Origin of the sequence: Methylobacter sp., assembly GCF_023227905.1 — a bacterium.
Classification (GTDB): domain Bacteria; phylum Pseudomonadota; class Gammaproteobacteria; order Methylococcales; family Methylomonadaceae; genus Methylobacter_A.
Genome location: NZ_JALOCF010000075.1, coordinates 1 through 15,950, shown reverse-complemented (window position 1 = coordinate 15,950; position 15,950 = coordinate 1). Strand labels below are relative to the sequence as shown.

Here is a 15,950-nt window from a genome sequence, read left to right as displayed (position 1 = left end):
CAGGCGGTAGCGGATTTGTTGGAGCTGGATGAAATTCATGTCGGCGAAACCTTTGCCAATACGGCTAAAAAGGGGCAGGCGTCCAACCGGGAACCGCTGTGGGGTAACCATGCGTCATTCCTGAAAATCTCGCGTGATGTGCAATCGGTACAGGGTTTCGTTGAGCCGTTTTTTGCACTGACCGGCGAACTGGGCACCCGTGCAACCAGCACCCGGCAGGACGATAGCCGAGGTGTCAAAGGCGGTCAGGCGGTTAAGGTAGTCGAGCAGCTAAAAGAACTGTTAATCGCTAAAGAGGCCGGTTATCACTTTCATAATGCGGTGGCTTAGTCATGACGGCCACTTCAATAATAGGTTCAGGACAGGGTTATGTAGCGACAGACCGGATTCGGCACAACGGCACCGACTATAAGGTTGGTGATGTACTGGATGCGGAAGAGTTCTCGGAACTCGAATTGGCGGCATTGATTGAAGCGGATGTGATCGTGGTCGGGGTGGGCGAATTTACCGCTTCCGGTGATGAAAACGACAAAACCGATACTGATATTGCTCCTCGCTACGTAGTCGGCGAACTGGCTCCGTTAAGTTACAACGGCGTCGATTATGCGCCGGGCACAGCTCTGGATGATGTCGAGATTGCCGAAGCCGATCTGGTTCAGCTGCTGGCGGGAGGGATGATTGTCGTAGTTGCAGATGATAATCCCGCCGCTGAAGCAGGCCGGGCCGTTTCTGCAAAATCGAAAAAGAAACCTGCCGCATCTGTTTAATCCACGTTATCCACGTTGGTTGGGCTGGTCTTTTCCAGCCCAACTTTTACCCGCAATTTATTAATGCAGGATTCCCATGCCCTACTGCACATTGCTCGATTTAATCACCGCATTTGGCGAGACTGAGCTAATTCAGCTTACCGACCGCCAGGGCGCGGGCGTGGTTGACGAAACCATCCTGGACGCGGCTATTGTCAAATCCGATGCGGAGATCAATCAGCGATTGCGCGCTAAGGGCTGGGCATTACCGTTAGCGAATGCGTCGGCAGATCTGTTAGTGCTGGGGCTGGATATAACCCGTTTTTTCTTGCACGTCAACGCTGCGCCTGATCCGGTCAAAGAGGCGTTTGAGCGAGCTATTAAAAAGCTCGATGCGTATGTAAAAGGCACGGTCGATCTGGATTTGGGTAGTTTGTCCGTTCCGACGGCCAGCGGCGCGGGCGATGTTGAATTTACCAAAACCGATGCTGACAGGGTGTTTACCCGCAGTGCGCTGGCTGATTATTAATGCCTGCTGCAAAGCTGTATCGAGGTGATACGTGGCTGCGTTCATGGACGCTAAAGGACAAGCTGAAACGCCTTATTAACCTGACTGGCGCTACGGCCACGTTGCAGTTGCGTAATGCTAAAAAAGAGCTAATTCACACAGCGTCCACCGCTAATTCCGAAATCGTTATTGATGGTGCGGCGGGTAAAGCGTCAATGGAAGTAGACGAAACAATCACCGCCGCGTGGCTTCCTGGAACCTACACGTTTAAATTTCGAATCACATACCCCAGTGGAGTGGTGAAGGTTTATGAGGCAGCGCCTTTGGTGATTCTGGAGTATTAGGCCGTGATCGACTCTGAAATCGTTGTTATCTATGAGCCGGAAATCATCACTGTCGAAGTTGACTCGCCGGATTCGGTCATAGTCGAGACTGGATCACAGGGGCCGCCTGGGCTTAGCGCCTATCAGTCGGCAGTGGCTGATGGATTTGTCGGTACTGAAGTGGAGTGGCTGGCGTCGTTGGTCGGCGCGCCCGGTCTTAGCGGCTCGTTCTATGAGCATCAACAATCCGCCGCATCAGTAACTTGGACGATTAATCACAATTTCGGCCGTCATGCGTCCGTGTCACTTTATACCACCGGAGGTGCTCAGATTATAGGTCAAGTCACGAACATCAATGTAAACCAATCAATCGCCGCTTTCGATACTCCGATAGCCGGTTACGCAATCGCAATTTAAGGAAAAACATGTCCATTTTAGTTAATACCGTTTTTGATTTGGGCGGAGCCAACCGCCTCACTAACCTTGCTGCTGCAGTAGCGGTGGGTCAACCGGTAACCTATGAGCAGCTTAATGCGGCTGTTGCCAATATCGCCTGGAAAGACAACATTAGAGTTGCGTCACAGGTCGATGTAACCATTGCATCGCCAGGTGCGACCATTGACGGCATTACGATGTCGATCAATGACCGGGTGCTGGTAAAAGCTCAAACGACCGTCGCTGAAAACGGCATCTATATTTGGAACGGTGCGGCTACACCGTTGACCCGCGCTGCCGACGCAGCTACGTTCGCCGATCTGGAGTCGGCTGTCACGACAGTTGATGAAGGTACTGACGCCGGGGTGACTTATCGACAAACTCAGGTAAACGGCACTATCGATACCAATGATGTGATTTGGACGGATTTCGGTACCGCCTCCCCCAGCGCCAGTGAATCGACGCCGGGTATCGCCGAAATAGCGACACAGACTGAGACTGATACCGGAACGGATGACGCTCGCTTTGTGACTCCGCTTAAATTGGCGACCTATGCAGGCCGTGCCAAGCGCTACTCAACCACTATCGGTGATGCCTCAGCTACCAGCATTGCCGTGACGCATAATTTAGGCACCGATGATGTTCAGGTCTATATTCGTGAAGTGGGGGGCAGTAAGCGACAGGTAATTGCCGAAGTGCAGCATACCGGGACGAATTCGGTCACGGTGCTGTTCGACGCAGCACCGGCGCTTAACTCTATGCGTGTAACAGTCCAGGCTTAGCATGGGTATCCCTGTTTTAAAGTCGCTGGACAGGGCTGTTAAGATTACTGAGGGCGGCACCGGTGGTACGACTGCGGCCGAGGCTCGCGCTAATCTGGGATTGGGAGCAATGGTGGGGGTGATGTATCTCTGGCCAGTTAGCACAGTTCCAAACGGTTTCGCAATTTGCCAGGCACAGTTATTATCTGTTAGTGCTTATCCTGACCTGTTTGCCGTGCTGGGTAATAGTTATGGCGGTGACGGCGTTAATACGTTTGCATTGCCGAGTATGCGCAGCACCGGGCTGCAGCACATTATACGGGCTACATACGATGATGTCGTTGTAGCGCCATCTGTCGTTAATGTGCCTGCCGCTATTCATAGCCTTAATGGAGCCGGTAGCGTACTGTATTTTGCTGTGCAGATGCTGGATCCAGTTACCGTGACGAACGGTCCGCCGAAGTTATCAGTCACTATCGGTGCCAATACATACCTGCTTAGCCAATCAGCGGCTACGTCTACATCATGGGAATATGAATATGTCGTCCAGGCGACAGATTTTGGAGAGGTAACGGCCGCCATCGACCTAAACGGCGCAACGCTGGCCTCCGCAGGAGTCCCGGTTAATTTAAACAGCTATTACACGCCAGGGACTCTATTGAGTATGCAGTCGGCTGAGACCTTGATGACGCCGACGGCCGATACAAATGTCATCACTCAAATACAACAGCTGTCCGGGTCTGCGGCAGGCATGACACCGATATCCAATGTCGCTGCTATTACACAAACACAACAGCTGGTCGGCACTGCGTCTACGATGACCCCAACGGCTGATACTAACGCAATCACAATTACATAACGAGGTAACCATGAGCAAATATCATCATCCCGATGTGCTGGACAACGGTCTGTCGAGGATTAAAACCAACACCCAACGCGTAGCGCTAATCAAGAATTATACGGCCGGTGATTCCTACGCGACTGTAACCGGCAATATCGTTGCCGCAGCGGCAACCACGTCAACCGATTTTACCTTGGCCGATCAGGGCACCCTTGGACGCAAAGTCACATCAACCGCTAAAGCCCCCACGGCAACGACGGCAAGTTTAGTCACTGATAATCTTCATTTCGCGCTGCTGGATGATACCAACAGTAAGGTGCTGACAGTTACTGATGAGACCACCGATCAGGTTGTCACAACCGGCAATACCGTTAGTATCCCCGCGCTGACGTTTAATTTTAATCAGCCGGTTTAAATAGTCTCATTCCGGGCGGACGTCATCCGCCCATTTTCCCCTTACAATATTCCGCCTCTTCCGAAGCGCTTCGGATACATCACCCCACTCTGCTGCAATATCATTGCAGCATGAAATTTTATAATTCACTCAATCAATTACACCTAAGCAGCGACGCTATGCGCCTCTGCGGAGCGCTGCCCTGTGCTCGGTAATTTCCTCTCTGCATCCGGGCTGATTATTCAGCGTCTGGTTGATGAGCAGGTTGCCGACGCGAATAAAATCCGCCCTGCGCCGTCTCCTGCGTGGGTGACTAAAAATGCCCTGGACGGCTCGGTCAATGTGATTTTTTTTGATGATGTGCCTGTCGTTGGTCAAGGCGGCCAGTCTCAGCGCGGCAAGGTTCAAAGCAGTGAGCAATTCTGGCTAATCATTGTGTCCGCGAAAAATGTTGCTGATGCCGGTAATTCAGCCCGGCAGGATGCCGGGCTGATTCTTCTGAACGCGTTGGTTGCGTTGCAAGGATTCCTATTATCGCCGGATCACGGCGAGTTGTACCGGCAAAAATCCCCCTACCGCGCCACGGACGATAACGGGTTTGCACATCTTCCAGCGCTGTTTTCAACGAAAGTCATCACCACCGGCAGCGCCGTGCCGCTGTGAAATTCAACAATCCATTAATCATCAGGAGTGGCCCCATGGCTGAACTACCCGAAAAAACCGAAAAACCCGCGACCACCATTGAGGTGACGCTATTAATGCCACATACGCACGGTGGCCAGCCCTGCAAGCTGGGCGACAAAATCAACGTAACCGAGGCGCAAGCTAACTGGTTGCGCAACCGTGGCGTTGTAGCGCCTAAATCAGCTGGAGTTAAATAATTATGACTGAAGTAACTGGCGCACTACAGATCAAAGGCACCGTCTATATTAATACCAAAATCAATGGTGTATCCCAGGGCCTGAAACAAGTGCCGGGGGTGATCGATTTTAATGTCACGCCTAAAGCAAAAGTGATTACGCAAATCTCGAAGGATCGGGCAACCGAGGGACAGGTAACCGCTGTGGCATCAACGCAGGAACCGGCAGAGCTAAAGCTGAAATTCTCGGCATTTAACTCAAAAATGATGGCCATCGCCATGATGGGCGAATCGTCGGTATTAAGCGGCGGTGCGCAAACGGTGACTAATGAGGTTATTGCGGCAAAGCTGGATTGCTTTGTAAAACTGGTTAACCGCAATATTACCGCCGGATCCGTGGTGGTAACCGATACGGCTACTGATTTGGTGACTTATGTTGAAGGCACGGACTATACCGTAAATTACGCGGTGGGCATGATTCAGCCGCTGTCAACAGGGTCTATGACCAACGCCGAGTCATTGCATATTGATTATGCCTGTGCGGCTTATTCAGGGTTTGCAACCGTCGCAGCGACTACGACCGAGGTTGTCGCCTATATTCTGATTGATGGGGTTAATAAGGCAGACGGCGAAAATGTCGAAATCGAAATTGACGAGGCGCATCTGACGCCCAGTTCACCGGTTGATTTTATGTCGGATAAATTCTCCGAGTTGGATTTGTCGGGGTTTATGGTGACACAACAGGGCAGCAACAATCCTTATCGCATTAAGAAGTGGCAGTCTGCGTAATTTGCAGGGCGCGCCGTACGAACGTTTAACGTCATACCGGCAGGGATTGCCGGTATCCAGGTTAACAGGGATGTAAGCATGTTTCTCAGGTTCTTTCATGGCTGACACCTCGCTCGTTGCTAAAATAATTTTAAGGCTGCAAGACGAAGCCAGTCGTGGGCTGGATACTGCCCGCCAACACGTCAACGGCATTGGCCAAGAGATCGATCGCGTTAAGACGCTGATGATCGGGCTATTCAGCTTTGTCGCGATTAAGGGGGGCATTGGAAACCTAGTTGATTTGTCTGACAAGTACATTGAGTTATCCGGAAAAATCAAGGTTGCCACTCGATCTGTCGCTGAATATACGCAGGCGCAGACCGAGGATTTTAATATAGCGCAACGGACGCGCACGGCGCTGACAGCGATAGCTGGACTATACGCCAAGACCCAGTCAGCCATGAGGGCGTTAGGGGGTACGCAAACGCAAGCGCTCCAGATAACAGAAGCAACCGCACAAGCCTTTAAGTTATCCGGCGCATCGGCGGCCGCATCTGTAGGTGGCATCGAACAGTTTACCCAAGCGCTTCAAAGTCTTGTATTTCGCGGCGATGAGTATAACTCAGTAAATGAAGTCGCGCCGCGGTTAATGCAGGCTATAGCGGATGGACTGGACGTCCCTATCACAAAATTGCGAGTAATGGCCGAGGCGGGGGAGTTGTCGTCAGAGCGAGTTACCGCCGCACTGCTGTCGCAAAAAGATGTATTGGCCAGAGAGTACGCTACGCTGGATATTACGGTCGGTGGAGTGTGGACAAGGCTGGAAAATAAGCTTTTACAGTACGTCGGCAAATCAAAAGATGCAAACGATGCCACGCATAGCATTGCGGGCGGTATTGAATTTATAACTGATCATTTAGACGGTCTGGTTACCTTGACCGTCCGCGCCGGTGAGGTGCTGCTGGTCGCGTTCGGTGCCAATAAGCTCAAAGGCCTTGTCCTTTATGCCGAGTCCATGCTGGCAGCAAGAGCCGCAACGGTGGCGGCGACCGAGGTAGCTGCAACGGCCGCCGCTGCAGCTAGTGCTGAAGCGGCGGCCATTGCTACAGCAACAGCGGCCCGAGAGGCTGAGATAATCGCCACTCAGGAGGTCATTGTTTTAGCCAGGGGCGAGGCGCTGGCTAAATTAGCGGCAACCAATGCCTCTATCGCACAGACCCGCGCTACCATAGCGGCTCTTGAGGCGACCGTTCAAACTACCACTACAACCTGGTTACTAACACAAGCTACTACCAGCCTGACAGCGGCTGAGATCGCCCGCGCGGCTATCCTTACAGACTTGGCTGCTTTGAGTGCCAGTAATGCGCGGATGAATACGGAACTGGTCGCTGCGCAAGAGGCGCAGGCTGCAGCTACTCTGGCTCAAGGAGAGGCTGCTGCTGCCGCTACGGTTCCAGTTACATTGTTTGCGAAAGCAGTAAAGGCTATCAGCTGGGGTATACCGTTGGTCGCTGCTGCTGAGGTTGGCGTCGCAATCGGCGAATGGGCACGGCAATTTGAATGGGTTCAGGTCGCAGGTGCGAATGCCGCCCACAATATCGCTAAGATTGTCGCGTTTGGCGAAGCGTTGGCGCATCCATCGTTTGAAAATTGGCATAAATTCGGCGAGGAATTAAAAAAGATTGATGCCAGTTTTGAAGAGACTCGCGCAGCTATAGGCCGAGTCGATACCGCGCCGGTGCCATCAATTTTCGACAAACTGAAAACATCAGCCAACAGTATGGCCGAAGGCATTGATGCGGCATTGACCAAAGCGAAGGGCGCAGCAATTACCCACTCTGAAGCTATGGTCAAGCCCTATGATGATGCAGCCAAGGCCATCACTACTGCATTCGAGGTGCAAAGCACACAGATCGACGCCGCTCTAAAAGACCGTCTTTATGCGATCGACTACGTGGCCACCAGCGAAAAGCAAAAAATAGCCGAAACTACCCAGGCGGTCATTGCCGCCGAGTTTGAAAAAACCGCCGCGGCCCTGAATACCAAAATCCAGTTGGATCAAACCTGGGATGAAACCTACGGCAAGGCTATTGAATTAGCCCGGAAGGCGGGTGGTGATATTTCGGCATTGGAACAGCAGGGTGCTGAGGCGCGCATCGGCAGCCTGCAAACGGTGGTCATCGCCTATCAGGCATCGGTTGATAACATGATCAGTGAGGAGCATCGTTTATTAGATGCCGTCCGCCATACCGCTGAAGAGCGCGAAAACCTATCGCGCAGCGTTGAGGATAAAGTCCGCGCCTTGCAGCAAAAAGGCATGGGCGATGTGCAGGCCTATGCCGACCAGCAAAAACAGATCGACGAAAAACAAGCCGCTGCAAAAAAAGCCATTTTGGAAGGCAACTTTACCGATGCCAAAAAGTTTGCCGATGAGGCAATACGTCTGGCCGAGAGCACAGCTCATGCGGTCGATAATGTGTCCAAAGACGGGCAAGGTAAAACCCAGCGTAAAGAGGCGATTAGCGAAAATACTGCTATTGCTAAATCCATTGAGCAGATCAAGGAGTCGGCGGCGCTGGCCGATAGCGCGCTGTCAGGACTGGGTAATGCTCAGCTGGCGCAGGCAAAAAGCGTCGCGGCATCGCTGGATGGCGCTAAGTCAGGATTGGCCGATTTTAAAGGCGAACTGGATAGGACGATTGCGGATGTAAACAGCAAGGCTCAAGTAAAGTTATCGATCGATGCGACTGCTGCGCAAGTCGAAATGGACAAGCTGGCCGCACTGACAGCGGCTAAAGAGCTGACGGTCAAGATCAAAGCGGATCCGCTTAATGCCGATGCCGAAATCGCCGCCCTGCAGGCCAAACTGGCCGAGGCTAAGATCACTGTTCCGGCTGTGGTCGCGTTCGACAAGATGCGCGATGAGGATCTGGCAAAAATCCAGGAAGAATTGCGTAAATCGATCGCGTTTTTAACGGCGGTACCGGTGGGTGTGGATACCTCGGATGCGGTTGCCTCGTTAGAGTCAATGAAGGCGCGCATCGACGAAAAATTATCCTCACCTACCTCTGCCGTTCATGCGGTCAATCCGGACTTTGAGGCGGTTTTTAAAAGTATTAATGAGATTAAGCAGAATACCTTCAGCACCCATACCGTCTATGTTAATAAAGTAGAAAACAATGCGACCGGCGGGCTGATTCAACATCTTGCCACCGGTGGTCGGGTAGCGGCTCAAACCTTTAGACGCGTGATCGGCGCTATCACCGGTCCAGGAACCGGCACGTCCGACGATGTACCGGTCATGGCCAGCAATGGCGAGTTTGTCATTAAAACCGAAGCGGTACAGCATTACGGCGTTAATTTTATGAACGCCCTGAACAACAAGCAGCTCCCTGTTGCGCCTGGCTATTCCATCGGCGGTGCGGTCGGGGATGCAAATACCTCGCCAAACGCCGCCGGGCTGTTACCGTCTCCCCAGGGCGAAACGATCAATCTAAACTTTAACTTCGGCTCAAAAAACGTAACGCTGCAAGGCTCCCGTAGCGCTGCGCGCGAATTAGCGGTAGAGCTGCGCAGTTTGGCTAGGGTAAGCTGATGTCTCAGCAAGTCACCGCTTTAATTAATTTCAAACACTGCGACTTTGGCGAGGATTTCGCCAAGGCGACGGCTGCTTATGATTCAGACCCACAAACAGCATGGATTGCTCCGTTTACGATCGCACAGCGGGCTTACTGGGCACAGCAAGGCGGCGGTTTAATCAACGGCTACGCCGAAGCGTATGCGGTTGGCCGCAGTAACTCAATCAGTAATGCCGCACAATCAGCCTATGCTGTCTGCATGGCCGGTGGCGCATCAGCTTTTCTTGCGCCGGTGGTTGAACCGAGTTTTAAGCTGGTTGTACAGACTAAACTCGACGGCGGTAGCTCATCAGGAGGAATAACCCCAGTCAGCGTCGGACCGTCCGCGCAACTGAGCGTACCGTTCAGTCCCGAGACGCTGGCGCAAGATCAAGCATTAGACTGGAAAGCGTTTTATAGGCTGGGATCTATCCAGTTGGACTACAACTATGCTACGAACTGGGTGATGTCCGACTCCAGCGCATTCTATACCCAGCCCACATACCCAACCCTGCCGATGCGCCCCAGCATACAGGTTAATGCAAGTAACCTGGTGTCGATAGACGCAAATCTTATCCCGTATATTGCTGTGCCGGAGGGTATGTCGATGACAATTCCGGATAGTTTGGTGGCCAGCTTTAATGCGGTCGAGTCGTTCTTTAGCTTCATTATACAGCGGCGCGTCGTTCTGCCTGACGGCCAAATTATCCAGAACGAGATCGACTACGATGATGGCTTTAACAATGGCGCTCTTGCTGATGTCAATGCCACGGTGTATTTTCCTGGGCTGGGTGCGAGTTGTGATGTCAGCGGCACGGTGGATGTATACTATTTTATTACCGGCTACGCGTTTGGCACCTTGTATAAGTTGGATAACAAGGTACAACAAGTGCGCGTGGATGGCGGTGATTATGATTTTGCTGTGTGGGCAAACGCTGCCGGCAGCACTCCGCCGTCGTATGGGCCGCCAGGTCTTAAATCGTTGCATGAGTCGTTTTATTACCAAGTCTCGGTGCCGATTGAAGAATTACAGATTGAATTACAGGCTGTGCGAGTGTCATTTTACGACCTCAGTAACTATTTTCTGGGGTGGCACGCATACCTACTCGCTCCAGTAGGAGAGGTACCTACAGGCATGGATACCTACGTAATTAATAAGTATGACACGGGGGGCCATCTTATAGGCAACTCGCCCACCTCAGACCCTATGATTCACTTAGAAATATTCGATAGGAGTCGGGTATACAGCCAACAGGCATTTTATGCACCTGTCATTGAAGATCACTCTGCAAGATACCAAAGTGCAGTAGAGGGTAACGGATATAAGCTGTCTACACCCAGCAGCCATGTATTTAATCAGCATGTTGAAGTAGGGAATAGGCTAGATGTAGTCATTCACGGGGCAATTTCCCTGGGATGGCACCCAAACTATGATCCAAACTACCCCTGCTTATCACCCGTTCCAGACCTGCCGGCTGATATTTATCCTGGATATTACAACACATAGCCATGAATACATCTTTAAATGGCATTCCTTTGCCCAACGACATTCAATTGTTGGATGAATTCGCCCCGCGAGTCATTCAGCAGCTGAAAACTACGCTGGATGCAGCGCCGCACATCATCGCGATCAATCGCAGTAAGGGTTTGCCAATCAGCTTGCGATCTTGGGATGACGGGGCATTTGTCACCCGCGCTACAGTGTTGCTGTTACAAGCCTCCGCCGAACAGGCTGGGTTGGTTATGCCGCTGGTATTGCGTGATGAATCGTTTCAGGTGATGTTTAGACATCACGACGGCCAGGCGTTCGCCGCTGAGCCGGTCAAAGATATTGCCAACCCGGCACCGGATGATCTCTACCGGATTACGCTTAATTTAATTACTGTTTAAAAAGGGAAATATCATGGCCTTAGCCAGCACAGATTTCATACTCAATCGATCCACCCTAAATTCCGATACCGTGCCCGCGCAAAATGGGGGAAGGATGGCGCATACCCAGGCTGTCAGCGGGGTTAAGAACAACGTATTCCCTGATTCCAGCGTCGCCGAGAGATTATCGGGGGGCACACGCTGGCGTAAGCTGTTTTGGTTTATTAATTCAAATACTGCTACGCCGGCAAATAACGTCAGGGTGTACCTGGACCAAAAGACTAACCAGGATGACTACTTATTGTTCCAAGCGGCGACAGCGACAGGAACGGAAGCAACTGATAAGGACGAAGCCTTATTGTATGGGGTCGGCGTGTTAGCTGGTAACGCGTCAGCAGGGGCAGAGTCCGTCATTGTAGCGTGCGAACACGCTGACTACGCTACATTGCTTCCGTTCCGTGTCGGGATGATGATACGCGTCTCAAACATACCGGTAGGCGGAGGGGTGGGTACGGAGGAGTTTGCGCCGTTAAGTGCGGTATCGATTACCGGCGCAACCGCTACACTGACCTTTACAGGGCACCCCCTGGCTAATGCCTATTTAGCGGCTACACCAACGGTTGTCAGTGGGGTCCTTGAAGTTGCCCAGGTTGCCGGTGCTTTCAATACAGCCGTCGTGACAAGTGCAGCAGGGACGCTGGCGTACGGCATAACGGGGAATCTTACTGTCCCCAGCAAGGGTTCTGTCAACGAGGCGTGGACGTTAACATTTAGTAACGCTACAACCTTTTCGGTATCAGGGGCGGTCACTGGGGGCCTGGCGAGCTCTGGCACGGTGGGGGCGGATTACTCGGCTAGTAACCCATCAACATCAACGCCATTTTTTAGCATCTTATCGTCTGCTTGGGGCGGCACTTTCACCGCGGGGGACACCATCACGTTTAATACCACGCAGGCCTGTTTGCCTATCTTGATCCGGCAGCGCATCCCTGCCGGGACCGGCACGCTCGCAAATAATGTGGGTGGCATTGCTATTCGAGGAGAGAGCGCGTAATGGATACACTATTATTCAAAAATAATGCAGTGGGGTATTTGGACGGGGCCATTACCCCCGTCGATACGTCAATAGTTTTAGTGGATTCAAGTCAGTTTCCTACCCCCTCAATCGGGCAATATTTTTTAGCGACATTAACTGACGGGCAAATCCCGGAAACTGTAGAAATAATACGTGTTTCCAGCAATGATACGGCATCTGGGACTTTGACAGTATTAAGAGGGTTCGATGTCGAGGACTCTGCTGCCCGCTCCTGGATTACCGACACAAAATTAGAGATGCGCATTACAGCAGGTACGCTTAGCGCATCAGGGCAAGGCATCGATACGTCAGGTTCAATCGCTGCAGATTCCCTATCGTTGAATGCGGGCGCGAACAGGATAGCGTCGACTATCATGATCGGCGCATTCCCCTGTGTAAAAATGGACGATGGGAACGATGCGGATGAGCTGTATAGTCAAGCCCCCGAAACGGTCATGTGCTCCCCTTATTTTGACTTGGGGATACCCGCTACGTGGTTAGCCGCTGCGGATTATACCCATGGCTCCATTGTGCAGCCAACAACCCCCGATGGGTATCAGTATAGAGCCGTTATGCCGGACAACCCCAGCATTCTTACACGTAAGCAAGTTTGCGCCTCTGGGATGACAGAACCCACTTGGGGGGAAGTAACTTACGATCAAGATATCACATGGATACAGCAAGATCCCTCAGTGGGATACTTTATGCAAAGCCCACCAGCGGGGTCTATTTTTGTGCCCACATTATTTGGTTTCATTAGCCACATTGCCGTTGTGGGTCCCTTAACTTTAATTAATGTATCAGTAGGCACCGCAGCAGAAGTCGATAGATACGTCAGTAATGCTGTCGTAGATGTGTCAAACCCCAACGAGTTTTGCACATGGCCGCCGGCGGTAAATCTTGCCGTCACTAATGCGGAGTCGTTACGATTCACATTGACGACAGCATCAACGACCGGGCGCTGTGTTGGCAGGTTTTTTGTTCGCGGTTTTTTTGTTGAGCTGCCGGATCACCTCTAAATGCTGATTAATGGCCACTTGATCAATGCTGTTGCTATCAATGGCTCATCAGCGCCAACGACGACACCCTTGTCGTCTAGGAGTAGAGTAGATTACGGTGATTTACTCGAAACTCGCTGTGGTTTTGCTTACGGTGACTTACTGGAAACTCGCTGTGGCGTTAGTCATGGGGATTTACTCGAAACCCGATGCGAGGTTGTTGGTGGCTCCATGCCCGTTGTCGAGTTGTCGGCTCGATGCCGCATAGTGTACAGTGATTACGCTACGCTATCGGCCCGCTGCGGTATTGTCTACGGCGGGATTACTGATATTTCAGCCAGGCGCAGTATCGTCTACGCTATAGACACCCCCGTTCAACTGTCAGCCCATTGTAGTATCGTTTACGGACAGTTACAGGATCAGGTTGGTCATGTGCAGACGGGTACTTTCAGGTTGAGCACAACGCATGGCTAATTTAATCCCCACGGGCTATACGTCCGCCCATGTCAGCTGTGATGAGGGGCAATCGGTTTGGCTGGCCGATTTTACCTTAGCGGACCGGGCCAGTTATGCGCGTACCTCGCGGGGCGACGCAATAGAGCTTGAAGTCTTAGGCGAGGTCTACAAATTACGCGTCGACAGCCGCAACATTCACCGGGAATCGGGCGTAGAAGATTACACGATCAGCGCCATGTCGCCGCTGGGCTTTATGGATGCCCCTTGGGCAGCAGAGCAAACATTCCATTACGCAGGAGCGGTTGATGCGTGTACGGCGGTAGAAGCCATTCTAAGTAGTGCTGTGACCTGGAGTCTGCCAACCTGGATAATTCCCGCCGGTGCGCTATCAATGGCAAATGTGACGCCGCTGCAGGCTGCAAAGGCGATTGTCGAAGCAGTTGGTGGGGTGATCGAGAGTTTTCCGAATGGCGATATAAATTGTCGGTTACGAGATCCTGTCAACGTGCCGGATTATGCAACGGCTGCGGTCGATCAGTATTTTAATGATAATGATTGGGTGACGGTCGGCTCTATCGATGCACCGGCTAAAGGCTTCAACCGGGTAATTATTAGTAATTCTACGGTGGCGCAGTCGGGCAACGCTGACCGGCTTGAGGGGATAGCGGATAAGACTAACCCGGAAAAGGCTTTAATCCGGGCGTATTTGTCAACACAAAGAGCCGTCGGTCTAGTGCATACCGGCGCGGCCGAAACAGTTATCGTCAGCAAGGGTGTGGTTATTCGCACTGAGTCGGAAGTGATTGAGTTTATCGACGGTAAGGCTACGCTGAAATATCCGGCGTTGGCGCTGACCGGTTACGTTTGGCAACATACCGATTTAGGCATAATTACTGTCGATGGCACAAGCGCCACAGCATCAAACGGCGGCTATAGTCTAGCTGCCGTAACTTATACGGTGCAGACAACGGATTGGGATGTGTCCCTGGCGCTGGCTGAGGAAGTTCAATTTTTATTGGTAGACGCATAATATGACATCGGCAACGATTACGGTAAAATTTACTAATCCGGATGCAGCAGCGGCCGCAAACGCGCATTTGTCCGCAGAGGTTGATTCAAGAGCAGCTGGATTAAACTCAGGGAGAAGCTCATTTATCCCTGGCTCGATTGCTTATGTGTTGGTTTATAAATCGGCCAATGTCGCACTGGTTCCGGCGCAAACCTCGGCTGGTAGTTTTAGCTATGGTGGCACTGTATCTGTTCAACATACGGATGAGCTAAGTTTTGCCGATGTAGCTGCGGCCACTCTCAATGTACCTGCTGATAGTATTGTGTCGTACAAATGGCTGGGGCGAGATCTTGGAGCACCTGTTGTCGGTGTCGACGGCAAGACCGTTTCAGTGCCAACGATGGGGGTTGGTGTGTTGTCCATTACTTATAATGCCACTGCTACAATCGGCGCACTGGCATCCCCTATGTCGGTTAACGGCGAGGTGGATTTCAGCATCCTGGTTCTAATTAAAGGTGAGGTGGCGGCGTAATGGACGTTGAAGTTTACCGTGGCCCTGGTGATCGTACTGGCCAGCCTATTGTGGCCCCACTGTTATCAGATGATATGCTGATAGTCAGAGGCCGCGCTGAAATGAATGCCCACGCTCACGCTGTCACTGAACATAACGGGGAGATCATATTTAGGCCGGGCATGATGCTTGGGCAGTTGGTTGATTCGCCCGACATTACGGCGTCAGCGCCTGTCCGGTCGAAGCTAACTGGTATATCGATTTCGATTAAATTGTCTGAAGGCGCTAATCCTACACTGACAATGGATTGCCAAGTCAAACTTAGGCAGTCGCTATGAGTAGCGCATTAGAGATTATCAAGGCTGCATTAGCTCCAAGGCCTGATGGGCTGGCGGTGGTGACGGCGGTTAACGGTCTATCGGTAAAGCTGGCTACAAGAGCTGGGGGTATTGATGCGGTGTCTACCGTTAAGTTGTCGTTAGGGGATCAGGTCACTGTAGTAAATGGAGTGGCCACGCTGGCACCAAAGGCTAGTGTGGTTGAGGCGGTTTGATTTAGATTGTTTCGTAATGCGCAATTAAATATATAATTACGCAATCTGCTAGCGGGGCAAATATCTCACTAAACCCATGTCAAATATCGCGCGGCGCATCACCTTACCTTCCGCATGGAACCTGATTATATCCACGATTGTGTTCTTCGTCGCCGCCAGGTATCTCCACCGTTATCTTGAGGCGCAGGGCATACCCAAAGGCATGACTCGCGGCATGCTGGTGTTTT

At 51.8% G+C, this 15,950-nt stretch carries 20 protein-coding genes; all 20 read left to right on the top strand.

All coding sequences use genetic code 11. The features are described 5' to 3' along the window. On the top strand, nucleotides 1–330 hold a 330-nt coding region (locus M0R47_RS19945; RefSeq protein ID WP_292558113.1), incomplete at its 5' end, for a hypothetical protein. Nucleotides 331–332: 2 nt separating this feature from the next. Continuing rightward, the gene (locus tag M0R47_RS19940) at nucleotides 333–767 is read left to right on the top strand and encodes a hypothetical protein (protein ID WP_292558112.1); all 435 of its coding nucleotides are present in this window, start codon (nucleotides 333–335) and stop codon (nucleotides 765–767) included. 76 nt (nucleotides 768–843) lie between these two features. Further along, nucleotides 844–1,275, top strand: coding sequence for a DUF1320 domain-containing protein (locus M0R47_RS19935; RefSeq protein WP_292558111.1), 432 nt, complete (start codon nucleotides 844–846; stop codon nucleotides 1,273–1,275). Further along, nucleotides 1,275–1,598: a hypothetical protein gene (locus tag M0R47_RS19930; RefSeq protein ID WP_292558110.1), complete on the top strand. Its 324-nt coding sequence runs from the start codon at nucleotides 1,275–1,277 to the stop codon at nucleotides 1,596–1,598. The genes M0R47_RS19935 and M0R47_RS19930 overlap by 1 nt, the downstream gene beginning before the upstream one ends. A gap of 3 nt (nucleotides 1,599–1,601) precedes the next feature. After that, on the top strand, nucleotides 1,602–1,994 hold the full coding sequence (locus tag M0R47_RS19925) for a hypothetical protein (protein ID WP_292558109.1): 393 nt from the start codon (nucleotides 1,602–1,604) through the stop codon (nucleotides 1,992–1,994). An 8-nt stretch (nucleotides 1,995–2,002) separates the two neighbouring features. Next, the gene (locus M0R47_RS19920) at nucleotides 2,003–2,794 is read left to right on the top strand and encodes a hypothetical protein (RefSeq protein ID WP_292558108.1); all 792 of its coding nucleotides are present in this window, start codon (nucleotides 2,003–2,005) and stop codon (nucleotides 2,792–2,794) included. Between the two features lies 1 nt (nucleotide 2,795). Next, nucleotides 2,796–3,632 carry a phage tail protein gene (locus tag M0R47_RS19915; RefSeq protein WP_292558107.1) on the top strand — a complete coding sequence of 279 codons (837 nt, stop codon included), beginning with the start codon at nucleotides 2,796–2,798 and terminating at the stop codon, nucleotides 3,630–3,632. 10 nt (nucleotides 3,633–3,642) lie between these two features. After that, entirely contained in the window at nucleotides 3,643–4,029 is a 387-nt protein-coding gene (locus tag M0R47_RS19910) for a hypothetical protein (protein ID WP_292558106.1), read from the top strand. 183 nt (nucleotides 4,030–4,212) lie between these two features. Beyond that, nucleotides 4,213–4,671: a hypothetical protein gene (locus M0R47_RS19905; protein ID WP_292558105.1), complete on the top strand. Its 459-nt coding sequence runs from the start codon at nucleotides 4,213–4,215 to the stop codon at nucleotides 4,669–4,671. Nucleotides 4,672–4,706: 35 nt separating this feature from the next. Then, complete coding sequence (locus tag M0R47_RS19900; RefSeq protein ID WP_292558104.1) at nucleotides 4,707–4,889, top strand: hypothetical protein; 183 nt, start codon at nucleotides 4,707–4,709, stop codon at nucleotides 4,887–4,889. A gap of 2 nt (nucleotides 4,890–4,891) precedes the next feature. Then, nucleotides 4,892–5,656, top strand: a complete 765-nt coding sequence (locus M0R47_RS19895) for a hypothetical protein (protein ID WP_292558103.1) — start codon at nucleotides 4,892–4,894, stop codon at nucleotides 5,654–5,656. Nucleotides 5,657–5,753: 97 nt separating this feature from the next. Next, a complete protein-coding gene (locus tag M0R47_RS19890) occupies nucleotides 5,754–9,230 on the top strand; it encodes a tape measure protein (protein ID WP_292558102.1) in 3,477 nt (1,158 codons plus the stop codon). Further along, a complete protein-coding gene (locus M0R47_RS19885) occupies nucleotides 9,230–10,759 on the top strand; it encodes a hypothetical protein (RefSeq protein ID WP_292558101.1) in 1,530 nt (509 codons plus the stop codon). The genes M0R47_RS19890 and M0R47_RS19885 overlap by 1 nt, the downstream gene beginning before the upstream one ends. Nucleotides 10,760–10,761: 2 nt before the next feature. Continuing rightward, a complete protein-coding gene (locus M0R47_RS19880) occupies nucleotides 10,762–11,142 on the top strand; it encodes a hypothetical protein (RefSeq protein ID WP_292558100.1) in 381 nt (126 codons plus the stop codon). A 13-nt stretch (nucleotides 11,143–11,155) separates the two neighbouring features. After that, nucleotides 11,156–12,175, top strand: coding sequence for a hypothetical protein (locus tag M0R47_RS19875; protein WP_292558099.1), 1,020 nt, complete (start codon nucleotides 11,156–11,158; stop codon nucleotides 12,173–12,175). Further along, a complete protein-coding gene (locus tag M0R47_RS19870; RefSeq protein ID WP_292558098.1) occupies nucleotides 12,175–13,215 on the top strand; it encodes a hypothetical protein in 1,041 nt (346 codons plus the stop codon). Before M0R47_RS19875 ends, M0R47_RS19870 begins: the two co-directional genes overlap by 1 nt. Further along, nucleotides 13,216–13,668: a hypothetical protein gene (locus M0R47_RS19865; protein WP_292558097.1), complete on the top strand. Its 453-nt coding sequence runs from the start codon at nucleotides 13,216–13,218 to the stop codon at nucleotides 13,666–13,668. Then, entirely contained in the window at nucleotides 13,661–14,680 is a 1,020-nt protein-coding gene (locus M0R47_RS19860) for a hypothetical protein (protein WP_292558096.1), read from the top strand. Before M0R47_RS19865 ends, M0R47_RS19860 begins: the two co-directional genes overlap by 8 nt. Before the next feature lies 1 nt (nucleotide 14,681). Then, nucleotides 14,682–15,191 (top strand): hypothetical protein, encoded by a 510-nt coding sequence (locus tag M0R47_RS19855; protein WP_292558095.1) that lies wholly within the window; start codon nucleotides 14,682–14,684, stop codon nucleotides 15,189–15,191. A 313-nt stretch (nucleotides 15,192–15,504) separates the two neighbouring features. Continuing rightward, nucleotides 15,505–15,723 (top strand): hypothetical protein, encoded by a 219-nt coding sequence (locus tag M0R47_RS19850; RefSeq protein WP_292558094.1) that lies wholly within the window; start codon nucleotides 15,505–15,507, stop codon nucleotides 15,721–15,723. Nucleotides 15,724–15,950: the final 227 nt, after the last annotated feature.

Excerpts from the sequence above, each read along its gene's own strand:
- M0R47_RS19920 (WP_292558108.1), top strand. The coding sequence starts at position 2,003 with ATGTCCATTTTAGTTAATACCGTTTTTGATTTGGGCGGAGCCAACCGC.
- M0R47_RS19915 (WP_292558107.1), top strand. The coding sequence starts at position 2,796 with ATGGGTATCCCTGTTTTAAAGTCGCTGGACAGGGCTGTTAAGATTACT.
- M0R47_RS19885 (WP_292558101.1), top strand. The coding sequence starts at position 9,230 with ATGTCTCAGCAAGTCACCGCTTTAATTAATTTCAAACACTGCGACTTT.
- M0R47_RS19940 (WP_292558112.1), top strand. The coding sequence starts at position 333 with ATGACGGCCACTTCAATAATAGGTTCAGGACAGGGTTATGTAGCGACA.
- M0R47_RS19855 (WP_292558095.1), top strand. The coding sequence starts at position 14,682 with ATGACATCGGCAACGATTACGGTAAAATTTACTAATCCGGATGCAGCA.
- M0R47_RS19895 (WP_292558103.1), top strand. The coding sequence starts at position 4,892 with ATGACTGAAGTAACTGGCGCACTACAGATCAAAGGCACCGTCTATATT.
- M0R47_RS19935 (WP_292558111.1), top strand. The coding sequence starts at position 844 with ATGCCCTACTGCACATTGCTCGATTTAATCACCGCATTTGGCGAGACT.
- M0R47_RS19900 (WP_292558104.1), top strand. The coding sequence starts at position 4,707 with ATGGCTGAACTACCCGAAAAAACCGAAAAACCCGCGACCACCATTGAG.
- M0R47_RS19865 (WP_292558097.1), top strand. The coding sequence starts at position 13,216 with ATGCTGATTAATGGCCACTTGATCAATGCTGTTGCTATCAATGGCTCA.
- M0R47_RS19875 (WP_292558099.1), top strand. The coding sequence starts at position 11,156 with ATGGCCTTAGCCAGCACAGATTTCATACTCAATCGATCCACCCTAAAT.
- M0R47_RS19910 (WP_292558106.1), top strand. The coding sequence starts at position 3,643 with ATGAGCAAATATCATCATCCCGATGTGCTGGACAACGGTCTGTCGAGG.
- M0R47_RS19930 (WP_292558110.1), top strand. The coding sequence starts at position 1,275 with ATGCCTGCTGCAAAGCTGTATCGAGGTGATACGTGGCTGCGTTCATGG.
- M0R47_RS19890 (WP_292558102.1), top strand. The coding sequence starts at position 5,754 with ATGGCTGACACCTCGCTCGTTGCTAAAATAATTTTAAGGCTGCAAGAC.
- M0R47_RS19870 (WP_292558098.1), top strand. The coding sequence starts at position 12,175 with ATGGATACACTATTATTCAAAAATAATGCAGTGGGGTATTTGGACGGG.
- M0R47_RS19880 (WP_292558100.1), top strand. The coding sequence starts at position 10,762 with ATGAATACATCTTTAAATGGCATTCCTTTGCCCAACGACATTCAATTG.
- M0R47_RS19860 (WP_292558096.1), top strand. The coding sequence starts at position 13,661 with ATGGCTAATTTAATCCCCACGGGCTATACGTCCGCCCATGTCAGCTGT.
- M0R47_RS19850 (WP_292558094.1), top strand. The coding sequence starts at position 15,505 with ATGAGTAGCGCATTAGAGATTATCAAGGCTGCATTAGCTCCAAGGCCT.